Genomic DNA, 17,099 nt, shown 5'->3' on the forward strand with positions numbered 1-17,099 from the left:
CTAATATAGCATTTTAAAGGAGCATCCATAACACTCCTATAAAATAATTTTTTTCTTTAAGTAATAGAATGACTCCTTAATAGATTTAATTCTTCCTCAATTCTCTTCACATCAATTCGTTCAAATAGTGGCTTCACCTGACTGATTTGCTTGGTAGATAGAACGAATTCCTTCCTTTCGTGTACATCTATTTTTAACAATTCCTTTATTTGATTAGATGCGAACGGAAGAAATGGATTTAATATTTGCGCTAAATTTGCAATGATGTGAACACAACTCACCATACTATTATTACATGCTTCTTTATCTTCCGTTATTTGATTCCATGGCTGTTCTTCATCAAAGTATTTATTAGCATAACGAATAAACTCGAATATTTCCTCTAAAGCATTTTTAAAATTCGTGTTTTCTATTTGATTCCCAACTAAGTCATATAGATCATGAACTTTATTCTTAATTGACGAATGGATCGTACCCTCGGGTATAGTTCCTTCATAGTATTTTTCAATAAACTTTAATGTCCGATTAACAAAATTTCCAAATGCACCTAATAGTTCGCTGTTATGACTGTATATGAATTCTCTCCATGAAAAATCAGTATCTCGATTTTCTGGCGCATTTATTGTTAGAAAATATCTTATCGAATCAGGATGATACTTTTCTAAAATATCCGGTATCCATACAGCCCAGTTTTTACTAGTAGATAATTTCTTTTTCTCTAGTGTTAGATATTCATTCGAGACTATATGTGTAGGAAGTCCCTTTTTCCTAAGACCTATTAAAATAGATGGCCATATAATTGAATGGAAGGGAATATTATCCTTACCATGGATATAATATGATTTTGTTTCTTCATTCCAGAATATAGAATCGTCTTGAATTGTCTCGATCCCCCATTGTTTACTTGCAGAATAATAACCCGATACTGCTTCAATCCAAACATAAATCTTTTTTTCTTCATAGCCTTTTACAGGTACAGATACACCATTTGGTAAGTCTCTTGATACTGCTCGATCATGAAGACCTTCTTTCAAATAACGCTCGGTTAATTGTATTGCATTCGTTCGCCAAGTTGCATTGTTTTTAGCGAATTCTACATAGTTTTCAAGTTCATTTTGTAATTTACTTAACGAAAAATAAAAATGCTCAGTCCTCTTTACGATAGGAGAATGTCCACATAGTTTACACTTTTTATTTATTAAATCTAGTGGATCTAAAATCGTTGAACAGTTGTCACATTGGTCCCCGCGTGCATGTTGCCCGCAATTAGGACAAATCCCTTCAACATATCGATTTGGAAGAAATTGTGCACATTCTTCACAATAGGTTTGTTCAACCTCTTTTTTATAAATCAGTCCTGATTCAAGAAGTTGTATGAATATTTCTTGAACTGTTTTATGGTGATGGTGTGAATCTGTACGTGTATAAAAGTCATAAGTAAATCCTAGCCTTTTAAAATTTTCGTTAAATTCTTGGTGATAACGATCGGCAATTTCCTTAATTGATACGTTTTCTTGTTTTGCTCTAATAGCAATGGGGGTACCATTGCAATCACTTCCAGAAACATACAGAACATTTTCACCTTTTAAACGGTAATAGCGAGCTAGAATATCACCTGGTAAAAGTGCTGCGATATGTCCTAAATGTAACGAACCATTCGCGTAAGGCCAAGCCCCTCCAATAAAAATATTCATCATCTTATCCTCCTAAATTATTGATAAATACAAAAAACCTCGCCCTTATCTAAATAGATAAGGACGAGGTTACTATTTTCTCGTGGTACCACCTTAATTCACAAAGTACTTACGTACATTTGTCTTTGCAAGTACGGAGCTAAAAATCACTCTTATACTGTGACTTTGATAACAAGTGTCAACTCTTGTCGTAGCCTACTTGTATGGAATCATACGTTCAGTACGAAGCTCAGAGGCCATTGTTCAATTGAGTATTTATGCTTCTTTTCAGCTACCGAAGCTCTCTGAACTAAATATCTTCAATTTACTTTTCCTCTTCAATGCCTGTATTAAATTATTAAAAAGATTATAAGGTAAATTAACTTAAAAATCAAACTACTTTCCAAAGTATAATATGATTAATTATATATATATTCCACAACCTAAAATATTCGATTACTAAAAATAAAAATTTATTCTAATAAAAGCCTGACAATATAAACCTTACTATATTATTTATTTCCTAGGCATTTCCATAATATTTAGCCGTATAGAAAAAACCTTTTTTTCGTACGATGTAATTTGAGTAAAATGAATCAGTCGTTTTTTCTTTTGGGGCTTTTGTGAGCGTGTAACATGTAGCATTTTCTTTATTTAAGTAATCTTTATCCACTCGATTATGCCACTCATCCTTAGTAATTTTTGACGAAACAGCAATAATTGGATGCCCATTAAAAAGTACATGTGTCCTTAAAGCTAGAGACGGAGAAAGATGTAAACAAAAGAATAATACGATTGGGATTATGATTACAGGACCTATAATTATAAATATTTCATTCCACTTGGTTTGACGCAATTTAACACCTCATTCGAGTATTTATGTTTCTTCCAATATATTCTATATTCCATTACAAAATCCTTTTCTCATCCTCATAACTTAGTTCGCTTCCCGTATGGCTTGAAGTATACCTCTTAAGCGCAAACACACGTGTACTCACCTTCTGCTCCAATTAGCTTCTTTTACAGTGATTTTCTGTAGATAAACCTTTTTCAAACTAAAATCCTTTAGAAAAATGCATAAAAAAAGACTGTCAAAGCAGCCTTAAATACGAATTTATTATTAAAATTAATCTTTACAATCTAATATTCTGCTAGCGAGTAGTCTTGAATCAAACCATTTAATGTCAAGTCGCCCTACAATTAGTTTATAGAAGATGAGAAATTCAAAAAGAATACAAATTACTAAAACAATCCATCCTTTGTGTGGACTAGTTTCAATGATTGGTTTAAATATTTTATCTGCATAATAAAAATTATAACTTAGCAATAAACCAAGTACGGAATATTTAATTATCCCCAAAATTAGAGAAAGTAAAAACAAGTTAAATCTTTTCATGTTGTGTTTTCCCTCTATATCTACTAATCATTTCTTTTTCTTTAATTTTTTCTCTTCTGCTTTTCGTATATCTTCACTCACTCTAAATTTTACAATTTCTTTTATTAAATCATATGGTAATGGTTTTCCGATTGGAAATTGTACAGAACCTTTCGCACCCTTATATGCAGATAATTCATTTTTAAAGTTTGCAATTCCACTAGCACCTGGATAAAATCCGATATGATTTTTATAGGCAGCGAAATGAACCAAGTTTTTGTGTAAAGCAAAAGCAGGCATTTGGTAACTGATTTTTTCAACAGCTTCAGGTACCGTCTCTTTTATAACGTTTCTTAACGTGTTTAGTATTTCTTGAACTTCCTGAGGAAATTGAACTATATATTCATCAATTGAATTAAATGTTGTTTTATTTGCTTCCATAATTACTCCTTTTCGGATAATTGTTTCCTTACAGTCGTTGCCATATACTTATTTGATGCTATTTTTTATACTATACCTCTTCCAAATTTAAGACTTTAAACTACCTTTACTTCTTCTCACCAAATAGATAATAGATGTAATAAGTATAACGAGTGACAATGGAATAGTATATAAATCATTAATTGGCGTAAGAATACCTGTCCAAAAAATAATCATCGCTAATAATATCAGTCCAAATACAAGCACTTTCATTCCTCCTACTTCAACAAACTTTTATTATTTTTCAAAGCAAAATTAACTGCACTTTCAGCATGAATTCTAGTAGTATCGTAAAGTGGAATCGTGCAGTTGTCTTGTGAAATTAGAAGTGTAATTTCCGTACAACCAAGAATAACGGCCTCTGCACCTTGTTGTATTAGTCGATTAATGATCTTTAAATAGGACTGCCTAGATTCTTCATTTATGACACCAAGACAAAGTTCTTCATAAATGATATCATGGACAACTTTTCGGTCTTCTTTATTCGGAGCGATAACATCAAGTCCAAAATTCCCAACTAGTCTACCTTTATAAAAATCTTGCTCCATTGTAAATACAGTTCCTAATAAAGCAACTTTTTTTATCCCATTTTGTACTATTAAATTTGCCGTTGCATCTGCTATGTGGAGTAAAGGAATCGAAATAGATTTCTCAACTTCTTTTGCCATTTTATGCATCGTATTTGTACAAATAATAATAAAATCCGCTCCAGCTACTTCAAGTTTTTGTGCAATATCTATCATAATATTTGTGGCTTCTTCCCATTTCCCTTCATATTGAAGCCTCTTAATTTCTTCAAAATCTACGGAATACATCAAACTCTTTGCAGAATGATGCCCACCAAGCTTATCTTTTACGCATTGATTGATGATCTGATAATATTGCAAAGATGATTCCCAGCTCATCCCGCCGATAAGACCGATAGTTTTCATGACACATGCCCCTTTATCTATTCTACTAATTATCGAAAAGCCATTATATAAAACTCTTAAATACAAGTTTCATTTAATTTAGTTCTAAAGAATTAAATTTCTACTTTATAATTCCATTGTCATAAATACACTATTTGGATCCTCTTTATACTCCGAAAATGGCTGACAATATTGAAATCCAAAACTGGCGTATAGTTTTCTAGCTGGTGCAAACGCATCCATTGATCCCGTTTCCAAACTCAATCTCTTGTAGCCACGTTGCTTTGCTACTTCAACTAAATGCTGTAAAATTCGCTTCGCAACACCTTTTCTTAAATGAACTGAAGAAGTTCGCATTGATTTTACTTCCCCATGTTGAGAATCAAGCTGCTTGAGTGCTCCACAACCAAGTAATTCCCCCTGTTCCCATGCACTCCAAAATGTAATTTCTGGCTTTTTCAATCCCTCAAGATTGAGAGCATGTATACTTTCAGGCGGTGAATTCTGTGTCATGCCTTGGAGATGTTCACCTATTAATCTACCAACTTCACTTCCAGTTAAATCATCTATTTTAATTTGCATGGAAAGACATGCCCCCATTCACCTTATTTCTTATTTTTAAAGATACAATAAACGATAAAAGTACACAATCTTAAAACGGTAACTAGTTACTGCTCCATTTAAAAAGAGTCTTGATTAGTAGGTTTATCAAGTTCTTCATACTGTATTTCATGTTTAGTTTCTATAATTGGAGCGATATCTTCTGTTTTGATATTGTTCTCAGCATTCATTTGATCAAAAGGTACATCGCGATTAGAATGAGTGACATTCTTTTTAAAAAGTTGATAAACAAGTAGAATACCGATTACTATCGCAAATACACTAGCAAAATAGTTCATCTAATCATCACTCCTATTTCAAACTGTTATTTTGTAACTATCAAGTTATTTTTCTAGAAGGGTTGGTTGGAATACTCAGCCTACGAATTTTATAAGTTCGACGTAATTACTTGTCTTCCTCTTTGTTTAAATATATCTTACATTCAATTTCTATACTTTTTCTATTTTATTAACAATGAGACTTATGAATAAAATAAGAAAAAGGATGATCCAGTAATCATCCTTTTTTTGAACTAATGTAAGTTTAAATCTCTTTAATTTATGCTTCTACAACATTTTGCTGCTGATATACCTCGTTTTCGAATTCTCCTGTGGCTTTACTTGTTAGGATGCCAGATGTCATTGCTCCACTAACATTTAGAGCTGTACGCCCCATGTCAATTAGAGGTTCAACTGAGATTAGTAGCCCAACGATTGCAATTGGTAAATTCATGACTGATAGTACAATAAGCGCCGCAAATGTTGCTCCTCCGCCGACACCAGCTACACCGAATGAACTGATTGCTACTATTAAAATTAGAGAAATAATAAATGATGGACTTGTAGGATCAACACCAGCTGTTGGTGCAACCATTACAGCTAACATTGCTGGATAAATACCAGCACATCCATTTTGACCTATTGAAAGTCCAAAGGAACCTGCAAAGTTTGCAATCCCTTCTGAAACACCAAAATCCTTTGTTTGTGTCTTAATTGTCATTGGCAGTGTTCCAGCACTTGTACGTGATGTAAAGGCAAAAGTTAATGTAGGAAATGCTTTTTTCACATATCTTACAGGGCTTAATTTTGCAAAAGATAACAATAATAAATGAACAATAAACATCAAAATTAAAGCCACGTAAGAAGCTATTACAAACTTACCTAATTTCACGATTGCATCATAATCACTAGTAGCTGCAACTTTTGTAATGATAGCTAAAATTCCATAAGGTGTTAAGCGAAGAATTAACGTTACTACTCGCATCGTAATAGTGTATAAAGTATCAATTATTTTGGCAAAAAATTCCGCATACTCTGGTTCTTTTCGTTTTACTCCAAGGTAGGCAATTCCCACAAACGCTGCAAAAATTACAACTGCAATAGTAGATGTTGCACGCGCACCAGTTAAATCTAAAAATGGATTACTTGGAATTAACTCAAGGATTTGTTTTGGGATTGTCATACTTTCTACAGTACCAACACGCCCCTGTAATTCTGTGATTCTAGCAGTCTCTGCAACTCCAGCTGTTAGCTTTACACCGTCAAGTCCAAAACCTAATGCGGAGCCAATTCCAATTGCTGCTGAAATAGCAGTCGTTCCTAGCAGAATTCCGATGACAAGGAAACTAATTTTCCCGATGTTTTTAGTTAACTTTAATTTAGTAAACGCTCCGACAATTGAAATGAACACCAGTGGCATGACGACCATTTGTAATAGTTTTACATATCCACTGCCAACAATGCTAAACCAATCAATTGATCCGACAGTAACTTCATGCTCAGTTCCATAAATTAAATGAATAATATAACCGAAAATAATACCTAAACCTAGACCTGCGAATACACGTTTTGAAAAAGATACTTGCTTCTTTTGCATTAAATACAAACCAAACATAAGCAATAATAAAACCGCGACATTTACGCAAATAAGAAATGTATTCATTCTTTTCCTCCCTTTCGTCTATTAATCTATTTTACGAAATTCTAATACAAGTATTCCTATAAATCAAGTAGGAATTAAAATATTTTTTTACTATTCTTACTTTTATGATTATTGTAAGATGTTTAAATTTAGTAGAGAAAAATTGAATAATTCCTAACAACTTGGATGGTTTTGTTAAATGTACAAAAAATGTACTCGAAAAATGGATTATAAGACATTTTTACGATATAATTTAATAATTCAGAATTAATTATCTAACAATAGAGTCTATCTCGAAATTTTGGAAAGGCTTTCTATTATTATCTAATTTATATTTTTATACGAGGAGTGATTGTTTTGGAACTAAACGATGTTATACACGGGCACAAATCTATACGAGAATATGAGAATAAGGAAGTAAGTCAAGAACTGTTGGATCAAATATTAGAAGCGGGCATACGTGCCTCTTCAAGTGGTAATATGCAATCTTATTCCATTATTGTCACAAGAGACAAAGAACTTAAGAAAAAATTATATTCTGCACATATGGATCAATCTATGGTTATTGATGCACCAATACTTTTAACTTTTTGTGCGGATTTTAATAGAATGAGAAAATGGCTTGAACTCAATGATGCACCTGTCCATTTTGATAACTTCATGAGCTTTATGATCGGTACCATTGATGCAACTTTGGTATCACAAAACTGTGCATTGGCAGCAGAGAATGCTGGATTGGGCATTTGCTATATGGGCTCTACGCTTGCAAATTGTGATCAAATTGGTGAACTCCTTAACTTACCACCCAATGTCGTACCGGTTGTAGGTTATTCATTAGGTTATCCAAAAGAAAGTCCTTCCCTACGCGATCGCCTTCCACTGAATGGCCTAGTTCATTATGACCAGTATGAAGATTATTCGGATGAAGAAATTCTTGAAATTTACAAAGATAGAAATGAAAAGGGATGGAATCGCTATATGGACGTTCCTAAGCTTAAAGAAATGACTGAGAAATTAGGATTAGAGAATCTTGCTCAAATCTATTCTATTGCCAAGTATACGAAAGAATCTCATCATCAATTTTCACAAACTGTTCTAAATTACTTAGAGAGACAAAATTACATGAATAATGAATGATTACCTATAAAAGAATCGTAAAGGGTTAATAGAAAGTACAAATTAATTAACCAAACTATTTAAGATAAATATATAATCTACAAGTTACCTACATAAAAAGCCTGTATCTCTGATTAATCGCTAATCATAGATACAGGCTTTTTAATATGCCTTATTAAACTAACGCATGCGATAGTTTAATAAATTAATAATAAAACATACGAAATGCGGTATTAATGATGATAACTGAAATTGATATATGGTGTCATTTATTCGATTCAAGTTAAATTTCTTTTTGGATAAAGTTATTAATTGCATAGATTAAAAGCATAATAGCTGTTGCAATCGTAAGAACCAGTAGATTATAGATTGGGTTAATAGTTAGCCCTAAGACATGATATTTTGTCCCCCAGCTATAGAATGTTTCTAATGGAGTACCTGGTTCTGGTATAACACTGTAGAAATAAAATGAAGGCACACCATGACTGATGAAGATGTTATTGATGACGATTGTAATTAAAAAATAAACTGCTAAAATTCCAAAACATTTAAAAAAATCCTTGAAATTAAATTTTGGTCTGTAGATAAATATCAAGTATAAGGAACTTATTACGATAAACACATGTAATACCACATAACAAATCGCACTCACTTCAAATAAACTTGTGTAATTGACTAAAGGATCAGCGAAAACTAATGAAATATAGCCAGCAGGCAATGATAATGTAATAGCAATCAATGATAGATGTTTGTTTCTGGTAAAAATCGCTCCGGGTACGATCAACCATGCGGATAAATGGCAAAGTTGCAATGGAATTAAATCGGACACGGCATTGCCCTTATAGAAATTATAAATATTCCTAATGACTATAAATAAAATTAAAATAACAGCCATGATCTTGCCAACTAAATCTTGTTTTTTAAAATTTTTTCTACTCATCACTTTGATAATGAGATAACTCATAATAACCGGAGAAATCATTAAGATGTAATGTGGCCAAGTATACATTTCAAAATGCATAACCTATCCCCTTTCTCCCCTATGGTAGAGCTACTTTCTCAGGAACAAAGTCTGAGCTTCATTAGTTTCTGTAGAAAAATTCAATTATGATACCTTTCTCCCATTTGGAAAACAAGCTCACCACTATTGTGAAGATACTCGTTTTTGTTAAAAACTATTTCGATCACTAATAGTTTATTTATTCTATTAGCATATTTATGTCAATATTCTAGTTAAACCTTTGCTGGAGCGAAAGTCTCAGATGCAATTACCTATGGTAATTATTAAATGGATAAGGCATTCTTGCGATTGAGTACAGATTTCAAAATAAAAAATGGACTACCGAAGTAGTCCATCAAAAAAAAGATCGTCGAAGACCGTTCATCCATTTGGACCTGAGGTCGCTGTTTTGCCAAATGAAACGTTTACTTCCTGTATAGAACTGGCAGATTTTGCCCCAAACTAAGAATACTCGCTTATAAAATCAATTCAGGTAATGGGGTAGCATGTTGCAAACATATTTTCAATTCCACTCAAAATTGGGTCCGTTTCGCCTCTTTTCAGGGGAGCACCTATTAACGATCGGTATTATTTTGATTCTTTGTGCTCTTCTATTTGTCTTTAGAAAGCAGTTTCAGGAGCAGGGGAAAGAGAAACTTTTTCGTTTCTCTTTAGCATTTCTCTTATTGGCTTCTGAGTCTTTTTATCATCTATGGCTTGCATATGAGAATGCTTGGTCGCTTAAAAATGCTTTACCACTTCAACTTAGTGATATTGCTGTAATTTTGGCAATTGTGATGCTAATGACGAATAGCTACAGAGTGTTTCAATTTATGTATTTTGCTGGTTTAGGAAGTTCCATTCAAGCCATCCTTACACCTGATCTTGGCCAGTTTTCGTTTCCGCATTTTCGATATATCGAGTTTTTTGTTTCGCATGGAGGAGTGGTGCTTGGCTGTTTGTTTATGGTCGTGGCCTGTAAATATCGACCGACCATTCCTTCCATGTGGGTGAGCATTCTCATTGTTAACCTTTATGCAGCTTGTATATTTTTCCTTAATAAGTCGTTGAGCGCAAACTACCTGTACATCATGAGAAAGCCGGAAAATGCTTCTTTATTAGATTATCTGGGACCATGGCCATGGTATCTTTTCTCGGTGGAATTGGTGATGATTGTAAGCTTTTACCTTCTGTACAGTCCGTTTTGGCTAAAACGGAAAATAGAAAGAAAGTAATCGAAGTTCATTCCGTTTGAACTAAGAAGCTTTAAGGGGAAGGAGTCAATAAGATTTAGTCCATCTATTCTAACCTATTATTAATATTCCATTACTACTAAAATCTCGTTTTCTTATTGAACCATAACTGCCATTAGTTGAGTACGAAACACAAACAAAATACACACGACAGGTTACCTCCGTCGTGTGTATTTTACTTATTAATCATTATCCTCAATCACAATATAATCAATCATGTTTTTTCTCTTCTACTTGTGGAGGAGATAATGGGAAGATAATCTGAATAGTAGTTCCTGTTCCTAGTCTACTAGATGCGTTAATTTGTCCACCATGTGCTTCCACAATCCATGCAGCAATGGATAAACCAAGCCCTACTCCTCCATGTAATCTAGATCTCCCTTTATCTACTCTATAAAATCTTTCAAATATTAAAGGCGCTTCCTCTTGAGGGATTCCGATTCCTGTGTCAGATACACTAATGTACATATCACAAGCCTTTTTTCTTATCTCGAGATGGATTTCCCCTCCGGATTTACTATATTTGAGCGCATTATCAAGCAAGATGTATAATAGCTGTTTTAACCTTTCTTCATCTCCATAAAACATGCAGTCACTATCTTCTAAATCAATTTCACTAGAAAGGTAAATTTGTTGCTGGTCCGCTAATAACTGGAATGATTCTAATGTAGTTTCGACCATTTTTTTCAAGTCAAAACACCTCTGGTCAATCTCCAATCGCCCTGAATCACTGCGAGCAAGTGTCAGTAATCCTTCCATCATTCGGGTCATTCTTATTAGTTCCTTTTTCATATCCGCAAGTACTTTTTGATGAAATGGAGGTAACTTCGTTTGCTCTTCTTCTAGAATCTCAACAGATGCATGTAAAATACTTAATGGGGTACGAAGTTCATGCGAAGCATCCGCCACAAAATCTTGCTGGCGTTTATATGAACGTTTAATTGGAATCATTGCTCTCCCTGAAAACCAATACCCTATTCCAATCGAAAATACGAGGACCAGAACAGCTATACATGCAAGAATCCATCTCATTTGCTGCAGTAAATTTACATTGTCCGTTGTTTCCATGCCTGTAAAAAGTACAGAGCCATCCAGAAATTTGATAGGTATTCTATACATTTGTATTGCTCGTTTCTTTTGATATTGTACCGTAATAAGTGAAGCTGAATCGTCTTTTTGTAATGAAGACGTGATAGAAGATTTCATGTATGAAAAAAAGTCCGAATCTTGTAATGAATGAAGCTGAATCTTCCCATCTGAAGTCATTAAAATAAAAAATTGATTATACGGTACAAAATCGTAATAAACATATGTTTCATTATACTGGTTTATCAATCCCTTTTGCCGCTGTTCTTCAATCAAAAATCTTCTTTTCGGGTTTGCTAATTCATCAGCAGGAGAAACAATCTTCCAGCGTGTTAAAAGCAACTTACTTGTAAGGTTGAGTTGATTTTCTACACTTTGAGATAAGGATTTAGAAAGTATAATGTAAAATAGCAATACCATCAAGGTGAGGATGAATCCAATAAGTGCACTGTACATGATTACAAGATTCCTTCTAGTGGTTCTAAACACGGTGTTCATTCTCCTTCGCCCGAATACTGTATCCAATCCCTCGATAACTATGGATATATTTTTCAGAAATGACCTCGTCCAATTTTTTCCGAATAAGCTTAATCGTCGCGTCCACTGTATTAGGAGTTACTTCTGCCGTTCCCCATACACCGCTAATAATCTGTTCTCGAGTTAAAATTTGTCCAGCATGCCTCATCAGATATGCAAGAAGCTGAAATTCCCTGCGTCTCAAATAGATTTCTTCACCTCGGATTGAAAGTGTATGGGCACTCATATTTAGGATTAATTCCCCCACCTTAAGGCTGTCATTACTCCAGCTTGTACCTTTTCGTCTGCCAAGTGCTTCAATTCTAGCGATTAATTCTTCAAAAGAAAAAGGCTTTATGACATAATCATCTGCACCATATTTAAGACCAGCCACTCGGTCTGAAACTGCATCTCTTGCCGTTAGCATAAGAATGGGAGTATAATCATGTTGTTTTCGTAACAATTGGCATAGTTCAATACCTGTTCCATCTGGTAACATCCAGTCGAATACATAAACATCATGATTTCCAAGGGCTATATAAGAATTTGCCTCATCCACGTTTGTGACCCAATCTACCTCGTGAAATGCTTTTTTTAATTTATATTGTATTAATGGACCCAATGTCTCATCATCTTCAACAAGTAAAATATTCATTTTGAAATAACTCCTAAGTAATTAAATAATAAAATAATACACTAACAGTCTATCTATTCTATCTTATTTTATTATGACCTCTCAAAATGAAATGAGCATGAAATTTCTAAATTAAAATTTCATGATAGTTTCATACAGTTTGGTTATTCTATTTTTGCAACCAATATTAATTGGTATGTGAATAACGTGATATAGGAGGAATTATCTTGAAAGTTAAATCATCATTACTTGTACCAGCCATTACGCTTGCTTTAATTGGTACTGCTTCAACAGCAGTGGCAACTATTGACAAGGGGAAAGTGGATAAGGTACAGCATGAGCAAGTTGGTTTTAAAAAGTCAGATGATATCGATGAATTGGTAAATCAAGCTTTAAAGTACGCTTCTCCATCTGTGAAAGAGGAATATCAAAACAATTTGAATAGTATTCGTTCCCTGAAAGAGGAGTTAGGTAAGAAAATGGAATCGCAACAAATTGGAGAGAAAAAAATAAAGAACGAAGCAGAAATGATTGCAATTAAGGAAAAGGTAAAGGCAGGTAAGCTTTCTAAAGCTAAAGCGAAGGAACAACTTATAAAGATTCAAGGCGGAAAAGAGACAGGACAACATAAGGAAGCTGTCAGTATCGATACTTCCAACGTCAATAAAGATCAATTGAAAGAAATAGAAGACAATATAAAATCAGGAAAGCTTACAAAAGAGCAGGCCTTAATAGAATTCGAGAAGCTTCCAGGTATAAAAATAGTTAAAATAAACAAAGAGGAAATAAAAAACGCAAAAGAAGCGGAACAAACTGATTTAGAACAACAACTTCAAGAAGCAATTAACAAGAAGGATCAGAAAACCATTGAAGCGATTATTACAAAGTTCAATACGAAAATGAAATATGTAATAGAAGAAATGAAACTATCTCTCAACGGAAAACAATAGAAAATTATATGATGCTTTTCTCAATAAAAAAGGCTTACTAAAAATGTGGACTTACCCTAGTCGAGTCAATAAATAAAAGAGTCTTTATTAAGTAGCCATAGTCCTCTGCCAAATAGTGAACTAGGGGCTGATCATCATTCAGCTCCTAAGTTTTTCTTCAACCATCGCATGAGTTAGTTTTTAAGGACTTATTAGATAGCCCCTTTGTATGACTCAAGTTCAGATTCAACTTTTTTCGATTTATTTTTTGCGAACTCAATAATCATACATGAGTTTCTTTTCTGTGACTGCCAATTCTTAAACCTACCGATTTTGCTGCACTAATCGTTATGCAATCCACCTTTCAAAAAAATTAGGTAATGTCTATATGAATTTAACCTCTTATAAATATTCACTTTTAAACTAAGTATACGTTTTATCATACAATATTTTCATTTATGATTAATTTATCAAACTCTACTTTCATTTTACTCCAATAAAAAAGAGCCACGCAAATGTGACTCATTATCTACAACTAATGCATTCTTTAGTTGCATTAGAAATCAATTCGATATCCATTTATAACCTTACAACGACTTCTGCCCCATCCTTATCTTTCACTTCAACGATAGTTAATCCACGATATCGTTTGATTTCTTTCAATAAATGCCTAATTTCTTTACGTTCAATAGACATGGGAATAAACGACTTTGCATTTTCATCTACGTTCTTCTGAATAAACGTACTGTTTACAAATTTCCATAGTAAAGGTGAAGATGCAATCCAGCCACCGGCATGTATAAGGGTATACGGTAAAGAAACCGTGAATTCCGTCTTGCCTTTAAGTTTCACTTTTACTTTTAACATGGCGATCACTCAATGACGACAGAGACTTTTTCGCCATTGTTACTTTCGACATCGACAATTTGACCTGACAATTCACTTTCAATTGCTTGTAAAATCAAGTCTACGTCAAGAACGTCAATATCTTTTACGTACTTAGCGGATTCAGGTATTGCTGTAGCTATGTTAAGACCTGTCTTTAACGCAACTTTGATTAGTCTTAATGGTAAGTTTACGTTTACTTTATCGCCTTCTTCTGACAAAACGCGAATCTTTAACATTTTATCCAAGTAGTTCGAGCTTTTAATCGTAGATGAATTCGAGTCTTTTTCCTTTAATGCTTGAATTAGTTCACTAGCCTCGTCAGGAGCAAGCTTTCCTTCTTGAACCATTGTAAGTACCTTCGAAATTTCTTCTTTCATCATCCAGTTCCCCCTTTAATTTCTCTTTATTATTTTTAAAGCTTCATCAGGAGAGATTTCTCCTTTTTCAAGCATTTCAATTACTTTCTTATCATCTACATCGCTTTTCTTCTCGGTGAACCCAAGTGCAGAAACAATTTCGTTTAACTTCCCACGTACAGTTGGGTAGGAAACCCCCAATTCTTTTTCAACCTCTTTTATATTTCCGCGGTTTTTAAGGAAGATTTCGATAAAAAATAGCTGTTCTTGACCAAGGGTTGCAAACTTGGATAGTTCAAATTCATTTTCAATAGTTGTATGACAATGAGTACACTGTAACTTTGTAATCTTTAACACTTCGGTGCAAACAGGGCAATTTGTGATTACTTGGTAAGCCATATCCTTCTCCTTTCTTAATATTATAAATATTATAATACACATATTTAATAAAATAAATAATTTTAATTGATTTTATTAATATAAAAATCAAAATAATTAATAAGCCTTAAAGTATTACTTAGAAAATGAGGCACTATACTATTCTTCCAAATACCTCAATAAAAAAAGCTGCAATTAAGCAGCTTTTGATCTTCAATTAACGCACGCGTTAGGTACACGTAACCTGCACTGTTCGTAAAAGAAAAAGAAATTGAGTATGAAAAAAGGAATTTCAAAAGTGAAATTCCTTTTTAATTAATAACTTTTGTACCTTTTGATTCGTTACTTCACCAAATTAAGCCCTAGTTGTTTTTTTGTATTTCTCTTCTAATGTCTTCTTTAAATACAAAGCTAATTCTAGCATTCCGTATTTTCCAGCTTTTGCTTCTGCATCAGAATTATAGTTTGTATTTGTATTGATATCATAAGTAAAAATTTCACCTTCAGCATTTCTAATAAATTCGATTCCAGCAACGTGAATATCATTTCTAGCTAGAACCTCTTTATATTTTTCTAAAATTTCATCCTCAAATCCTTCAATGATTTGGAACTTAGGCTTCTCTTCTACTTCTTCTCCAACCGGACAGAATAGATCGCCAATTTGACAAACGTCCGCTGGGCATAGTTCAAAACCCTCGGAAGTATCAACTTTAACGGCATAAACAAAGTTTCCTCCTACAAACTCACAACGAGTTATGTAACTTTCAGGAGATTGAATGTATTCTTGTAAAAGGGTAATGCCATCAACTGGTTCTTCGAAAGTGGGTCCTTCAACGTACGTTTTTAAAGCTTCTAAACTATGGAATAATTGAACACCTAGGCCTTTACCGGCACGATTATGCTTCGTAATAAAAGACTGCCCTGCAAATGATTCGGCTGCTTTAAGAATATTTTGTTTACCAACCGCTGCAATCGTTTTTGGAGTCTTAACACCATACTTGTTTAGCTCTAAGTATTGTAAAACCTTACTAACTTCTAGCTTTAAAGCGCCAGTTCCATTTAACACGGTACGTCTATATGCTTCAAGCCAAGCTAATACTTGCCCAGTAAATTCTGCTGCAAAACGATGATCACGTGTATGTGAAGATGCACTCATCCGACTATAGAAGATTCCTTCTGGTGGTTCTGACGATAAATCTAATGTTCCTTCGTCTAAATGCCATTCTTCATAAGAAACACCAAGTTCCTCTAATCTTTTTGTTAAATGGACTGTCCACTCACTATTTTCATGTATTACATATACTTTGCTCATTTTCATGACCCCTTTCTAGCTATTGATTATCTATTCTTTTTTAATAAAACTCTATTTTTTATCATTCCAGTAAATTTCACAGAATACTTCTTTTTCCCTATCATTAAACTCACACTCTCTTATTTTACCATGAAACTCACCAGATTTATTTACTGAAAGAATTTCACATATGGTTCCATAGTGGTTATATGGGAATTTCTTCATTTTCAATTTGTTCTAAAATCCAAGGACCATCTCCTTTTTTATAAGTATCATAATATACTCTACCTTCCTCAATGAGATTCCGGACCATATCAATGCATAAAAAAAGACGCCCCAATGGGCGTTAGTCTGTTTAAAATTCCTTTAGTAAGAACGCTGCAATAATCCCTAAAAAAGAAATAGTAGAAATGACAATTACACTTAAAATAAGTGAGACCCATTTCCCTATTCCTTTACTTCTAAAATTCCTGATACTAAATATTGAAGCCAAAAACGGAGATACAATCATTGCAATTACAAGAAACGCCCCAAAAGGTCCAAATGATATATTAGTAATAAGTCCAAAAAGTATCAGAGAAATCGCTATAAATATGTATGGTGCATATGATGTTCCTTTAGACAAAAAAAACACCTCCAATCTCTATACGAAATAATATGCTAATAATTGGAAATGTTTTCTATTATAACATT

Annotated in this window: 20 protein-coding genes and 1 other annotated feature; of the genes, 3 read left to right on the top strand and 17 right to left on the bottom strand. The window is 33.5% G+C overall.

The features are described 5' to 3' along the window. Nucleotides 1-56 precede the first annotated feature (56 nt). From metG to B7R65_RS12440, 9 genes are all read right to left on the bottom strand, one after another. Nucleotides 57-1,694, bottom strand: a complete 1,638-nt coding sequence (gene metG, locus B7R65_RS12405) for a methionine--tRNA ligase (protein ID WP_088043097.1) — start codon at nt 1,692-1,694, stop codon at nt 57-59. Nucleotides 1,695-1,750: 56 nt separating this feature from the next. After that, nucleotides 1,751-2,024: a binding site (T-box leader), on the bottom strand. A 172-nt stretch (nt 2,025-2,196) separates the two neighbouring features. Beyond that, nucleotides 2,197-2,529: a hypothetical protein gene (locus B7R65_RS12410; RefSeq protein ID WP_088043098.1), complete on the bottom strand. Its 333-nt coding sequence runs from the start codon at nt 2,527-2,529 to the stop codon at nt 2,197-2,199. A 270-nt stretch (nt 2,530-2,799) separates the two neighbouring features. After that, nucleotides 2,800-3,069, bottom strand: coding sequence for a hypothetical protein (locus B7R65_RS12415; protein ID WP_088043099.1), 270 nt, complete (start codon nt 3,067-3,069; stop codon nt 2,800-2,802). Nucleotides 3,070-3,096: 27 nt separating this feature from the next. Then, a complete protein-coding gene (locus B7R65_RS12420) occupies nt 3,097-3,489 on the bottom strand; it encodes an iron chaperone (protein ID WP_088043100.1) in 393 nt (130 codons plus the stop codon). 87 nt (nt 3,490-3,576) lie between these two features. Beyond that, entirely contained in the window at nt 3,577-3,735 is a 159-nt protein-coding gene (locus B7R65_RS21325) for a hypothetical protein (protein ID WP_179194855.1), read from the bottom strand. Between the two features lie 11 nt (nt 3,736-3,746). After that, on the bottom strand, nt 3,747-4,460 hold the full coding sequence (locus B7R65_RS12425) for an aspartate/glutamate racemase family protein (RefSeq protein ID WP_088043101.1): 714 nt from the start codon (nt 4,458-4,460) through the stop codon (nt 3,747-3,749). 105 nt (nt 4,461-4,565) lie between these two features. Continuing rightward, entirely contained in the window at nt 4,566-5,021 is a 456-nt protein-coding gene (locus B7R65_RS12430; RefSeq protein WP_088043102.1) for a GNAT family N-acetyltransferase, read from the bottom strand. 98 nt (nt 5,022-5,119) lie between these two features. Continuing rightward, nucleotides 5,120-5,338 (bottom strand): hypothetical protein, encoded by a 219-nt coding sequence (locus tag B7R65_RS12435; protein ID WP_088043103.1) that lies wholly within the window; start codon nt 5,336-5,338, stop codon nt 5,120-5,122. A gap of 259 nt (nt 5,339-5,597) precedes the next feature. After that, a complete protein-coding gene (locus B7R65_RS12440; protein WP_088043104.1) occupies nt 5,598-6,980 on the bottom strand; it encodes an L-cystine transporter in 1,383 nt (460 codons plus the stop codon). 327 nt (nt 6,981-7,307) lie between these two features. Between B7R65_RS12440 and B7R65_RS12445 the strand changes: the two genes are divergently transcribed. After that, nucleotides 7,308-8,096 carry a nitroreductase family protein gene (locus tag B7R65_RS12445; protein WP_256941293.1) on the top strand — a complete coding sequence of 263 codons (789 nt, stop codon included), beginning with the start codon at nt 7,308-7,310 and terminating at the stop codon, nt 8,094-8,096. Between the two features lie 262 nt (nt 8,097-8,358). Here the strand turns inward: B7R65_RS12445 and B7R65_RS12450 are convergent, their stop codons facing one another. Then, nucleotides 8,359-9,096: a TMEM164 family acyltransferase gene (locus B7R65_RS12450; RefSeq protein WP_088043106.1), complete on the bottom strand. Its 738-nt coding sequence runs from the start codon at nt 9,094-9,096 to the stop codon at nt 8,359-8,361. A gap of 488 nt (nt 9,097-9,584) precedes the next feature. On the opposite strand from B7R65_RS12450, the gene B7R65_RS12455 reads away from it, so the two are divergent. Next, nucleotides 9,585-10,310: a YwaF family protein gene (locus tag B7R65_RS12455; RefSeq protein ID WP_088043107.1), complete on the top strand. Its 726-nt coding sequence runs from the start codon at nt 9,585-9,587 to the stop codon at nt 10,308-10,310. Nucleotides 10,311-10,538: 228 nt separating this feature from the next. On the opposite strand, the gene B7R65_RS12460 is transcribed toward B7R65_RS12455, so the two are convergent. Next, complete coding sequence (locus B7R65_RS12460) at nt 10,539-11,903, bottom strand: sensor histidine kinase (RefSeq protein WP_179194856.1); 1,365 nt, start codon at nt 11,901-11,903, stop codon at nt 10,539-10,541. Next, nucleotides 11,896-12,585 (bottom strand): response regulator transcription factor, encoded by a 690-nt coding sequence (locus tag B7R65_RS12465; protein WP_088043109.1) that lies wholly within the window; start codon nt 12,583-12,585, stop codon nt 11,896-11,898. Before B7R65_RS12465 ends, B7R65_RS12460 begins: the two co-directional genes overlap by 8 nt. A gap of 206 nt (nt 12,586-12,791) precedes the next feature. Here B7R65_RS12465 and B7R65_RS12470 point away from each other — a divergent pair, with 206 nt between their 5' ends. Further along, nucleotides 12,792-13,514 carry a hypothetical protein gene (locus B7R65_RS12470; RefSeq protein WP_088043110.1) on the top strand — a complete coding sequence of 241 codons (723 nt, stop codon included), beginning with the start codon at nt 12,792-12,794 and terminating at the stop codon, nt 13,512-13,514. A 558-nt stretch (nt 13,515-14,072) separates the two neighbouring features. Here B7R65_RS12470 and B7R65_RS12475 read toward each other — a convergent pair. The 5 genes from B7R65_RS12475 to B7R65_RS12495 all read right to left on the bottom strand — a co-directional run bounded on the left by B7R65_RS12475 (nt 14,073) and on the right by B7R65_RS12495 (nt 17,031). Further along, nucleotides 14,073-14,360, bottom strand: coding sequence for a hypothetical protein (locus tag B7R65_RS12475; RefSeq protein WP_088043111.1), 288 nt, complete (start codon nt 14,358-14,360; stop codon nt 14,073-14,075). A 5-nt stretch (nt 14,361-14,365) separates the two neighbouring features. Further along, nucleotides 14,366-14,758, bottom strand: coding sequence for an SHOCT-like domain-containing protein (locus B7R65_RS12480; protein WP_088043224.1), 393 nt, complete (start codon nt 14,756-14,758; stop codon nt 14,366-14,368). A 15-nt stretch (nt 14,759-14,773) separates the two neighbouring features. Beyond that, nucleotides 14,774-15,136 (bottom strand): DUF2089 domain-containing protein, encoded by a 363-nt coding sequence (locus B7R65_RS12485; RefSeq protein WP_088043112.1) that lies wholly within the window; start codon nt 15,134-15,136, stop codon nt 14,774-14,776. Between the two features lie 334 nt (nt 15,137-15,470). Continuing rightward, nucleotides 15,471-16,427, bottom strand: coding sequence for an ATP-grasp domain-containing protein (locus B7R65_RS12490; RefSeq protein WP_088043113.1), 957 nt, complete (start codon nt 16,425-16,427; stop codon nt 15,471-15,473). Between the two features lie 334 nt (nt 16,428-16,761). Beyond that, a complete protein-coding gene (locus tag B7R65_RS12495; RefSeq protein ID WP_088043114.1) occupies nt 16,762-17,031 on the bottom strand; it encodes a hypothetical protein in 270 nt (89 codons plus the stop codon). Between the last annotated feature and the right edge of the window lie 68 nt (nt 17,032-17,099).

The sequence above is a fragment of the Bacillus sp. EAC genome (assembly GCF_002156875.1).
Taxonomy (GTDB): Bacteria; Bacillota; Bacilli; order Bacillales; family Bacillaceae_G; genus Gottfriedia.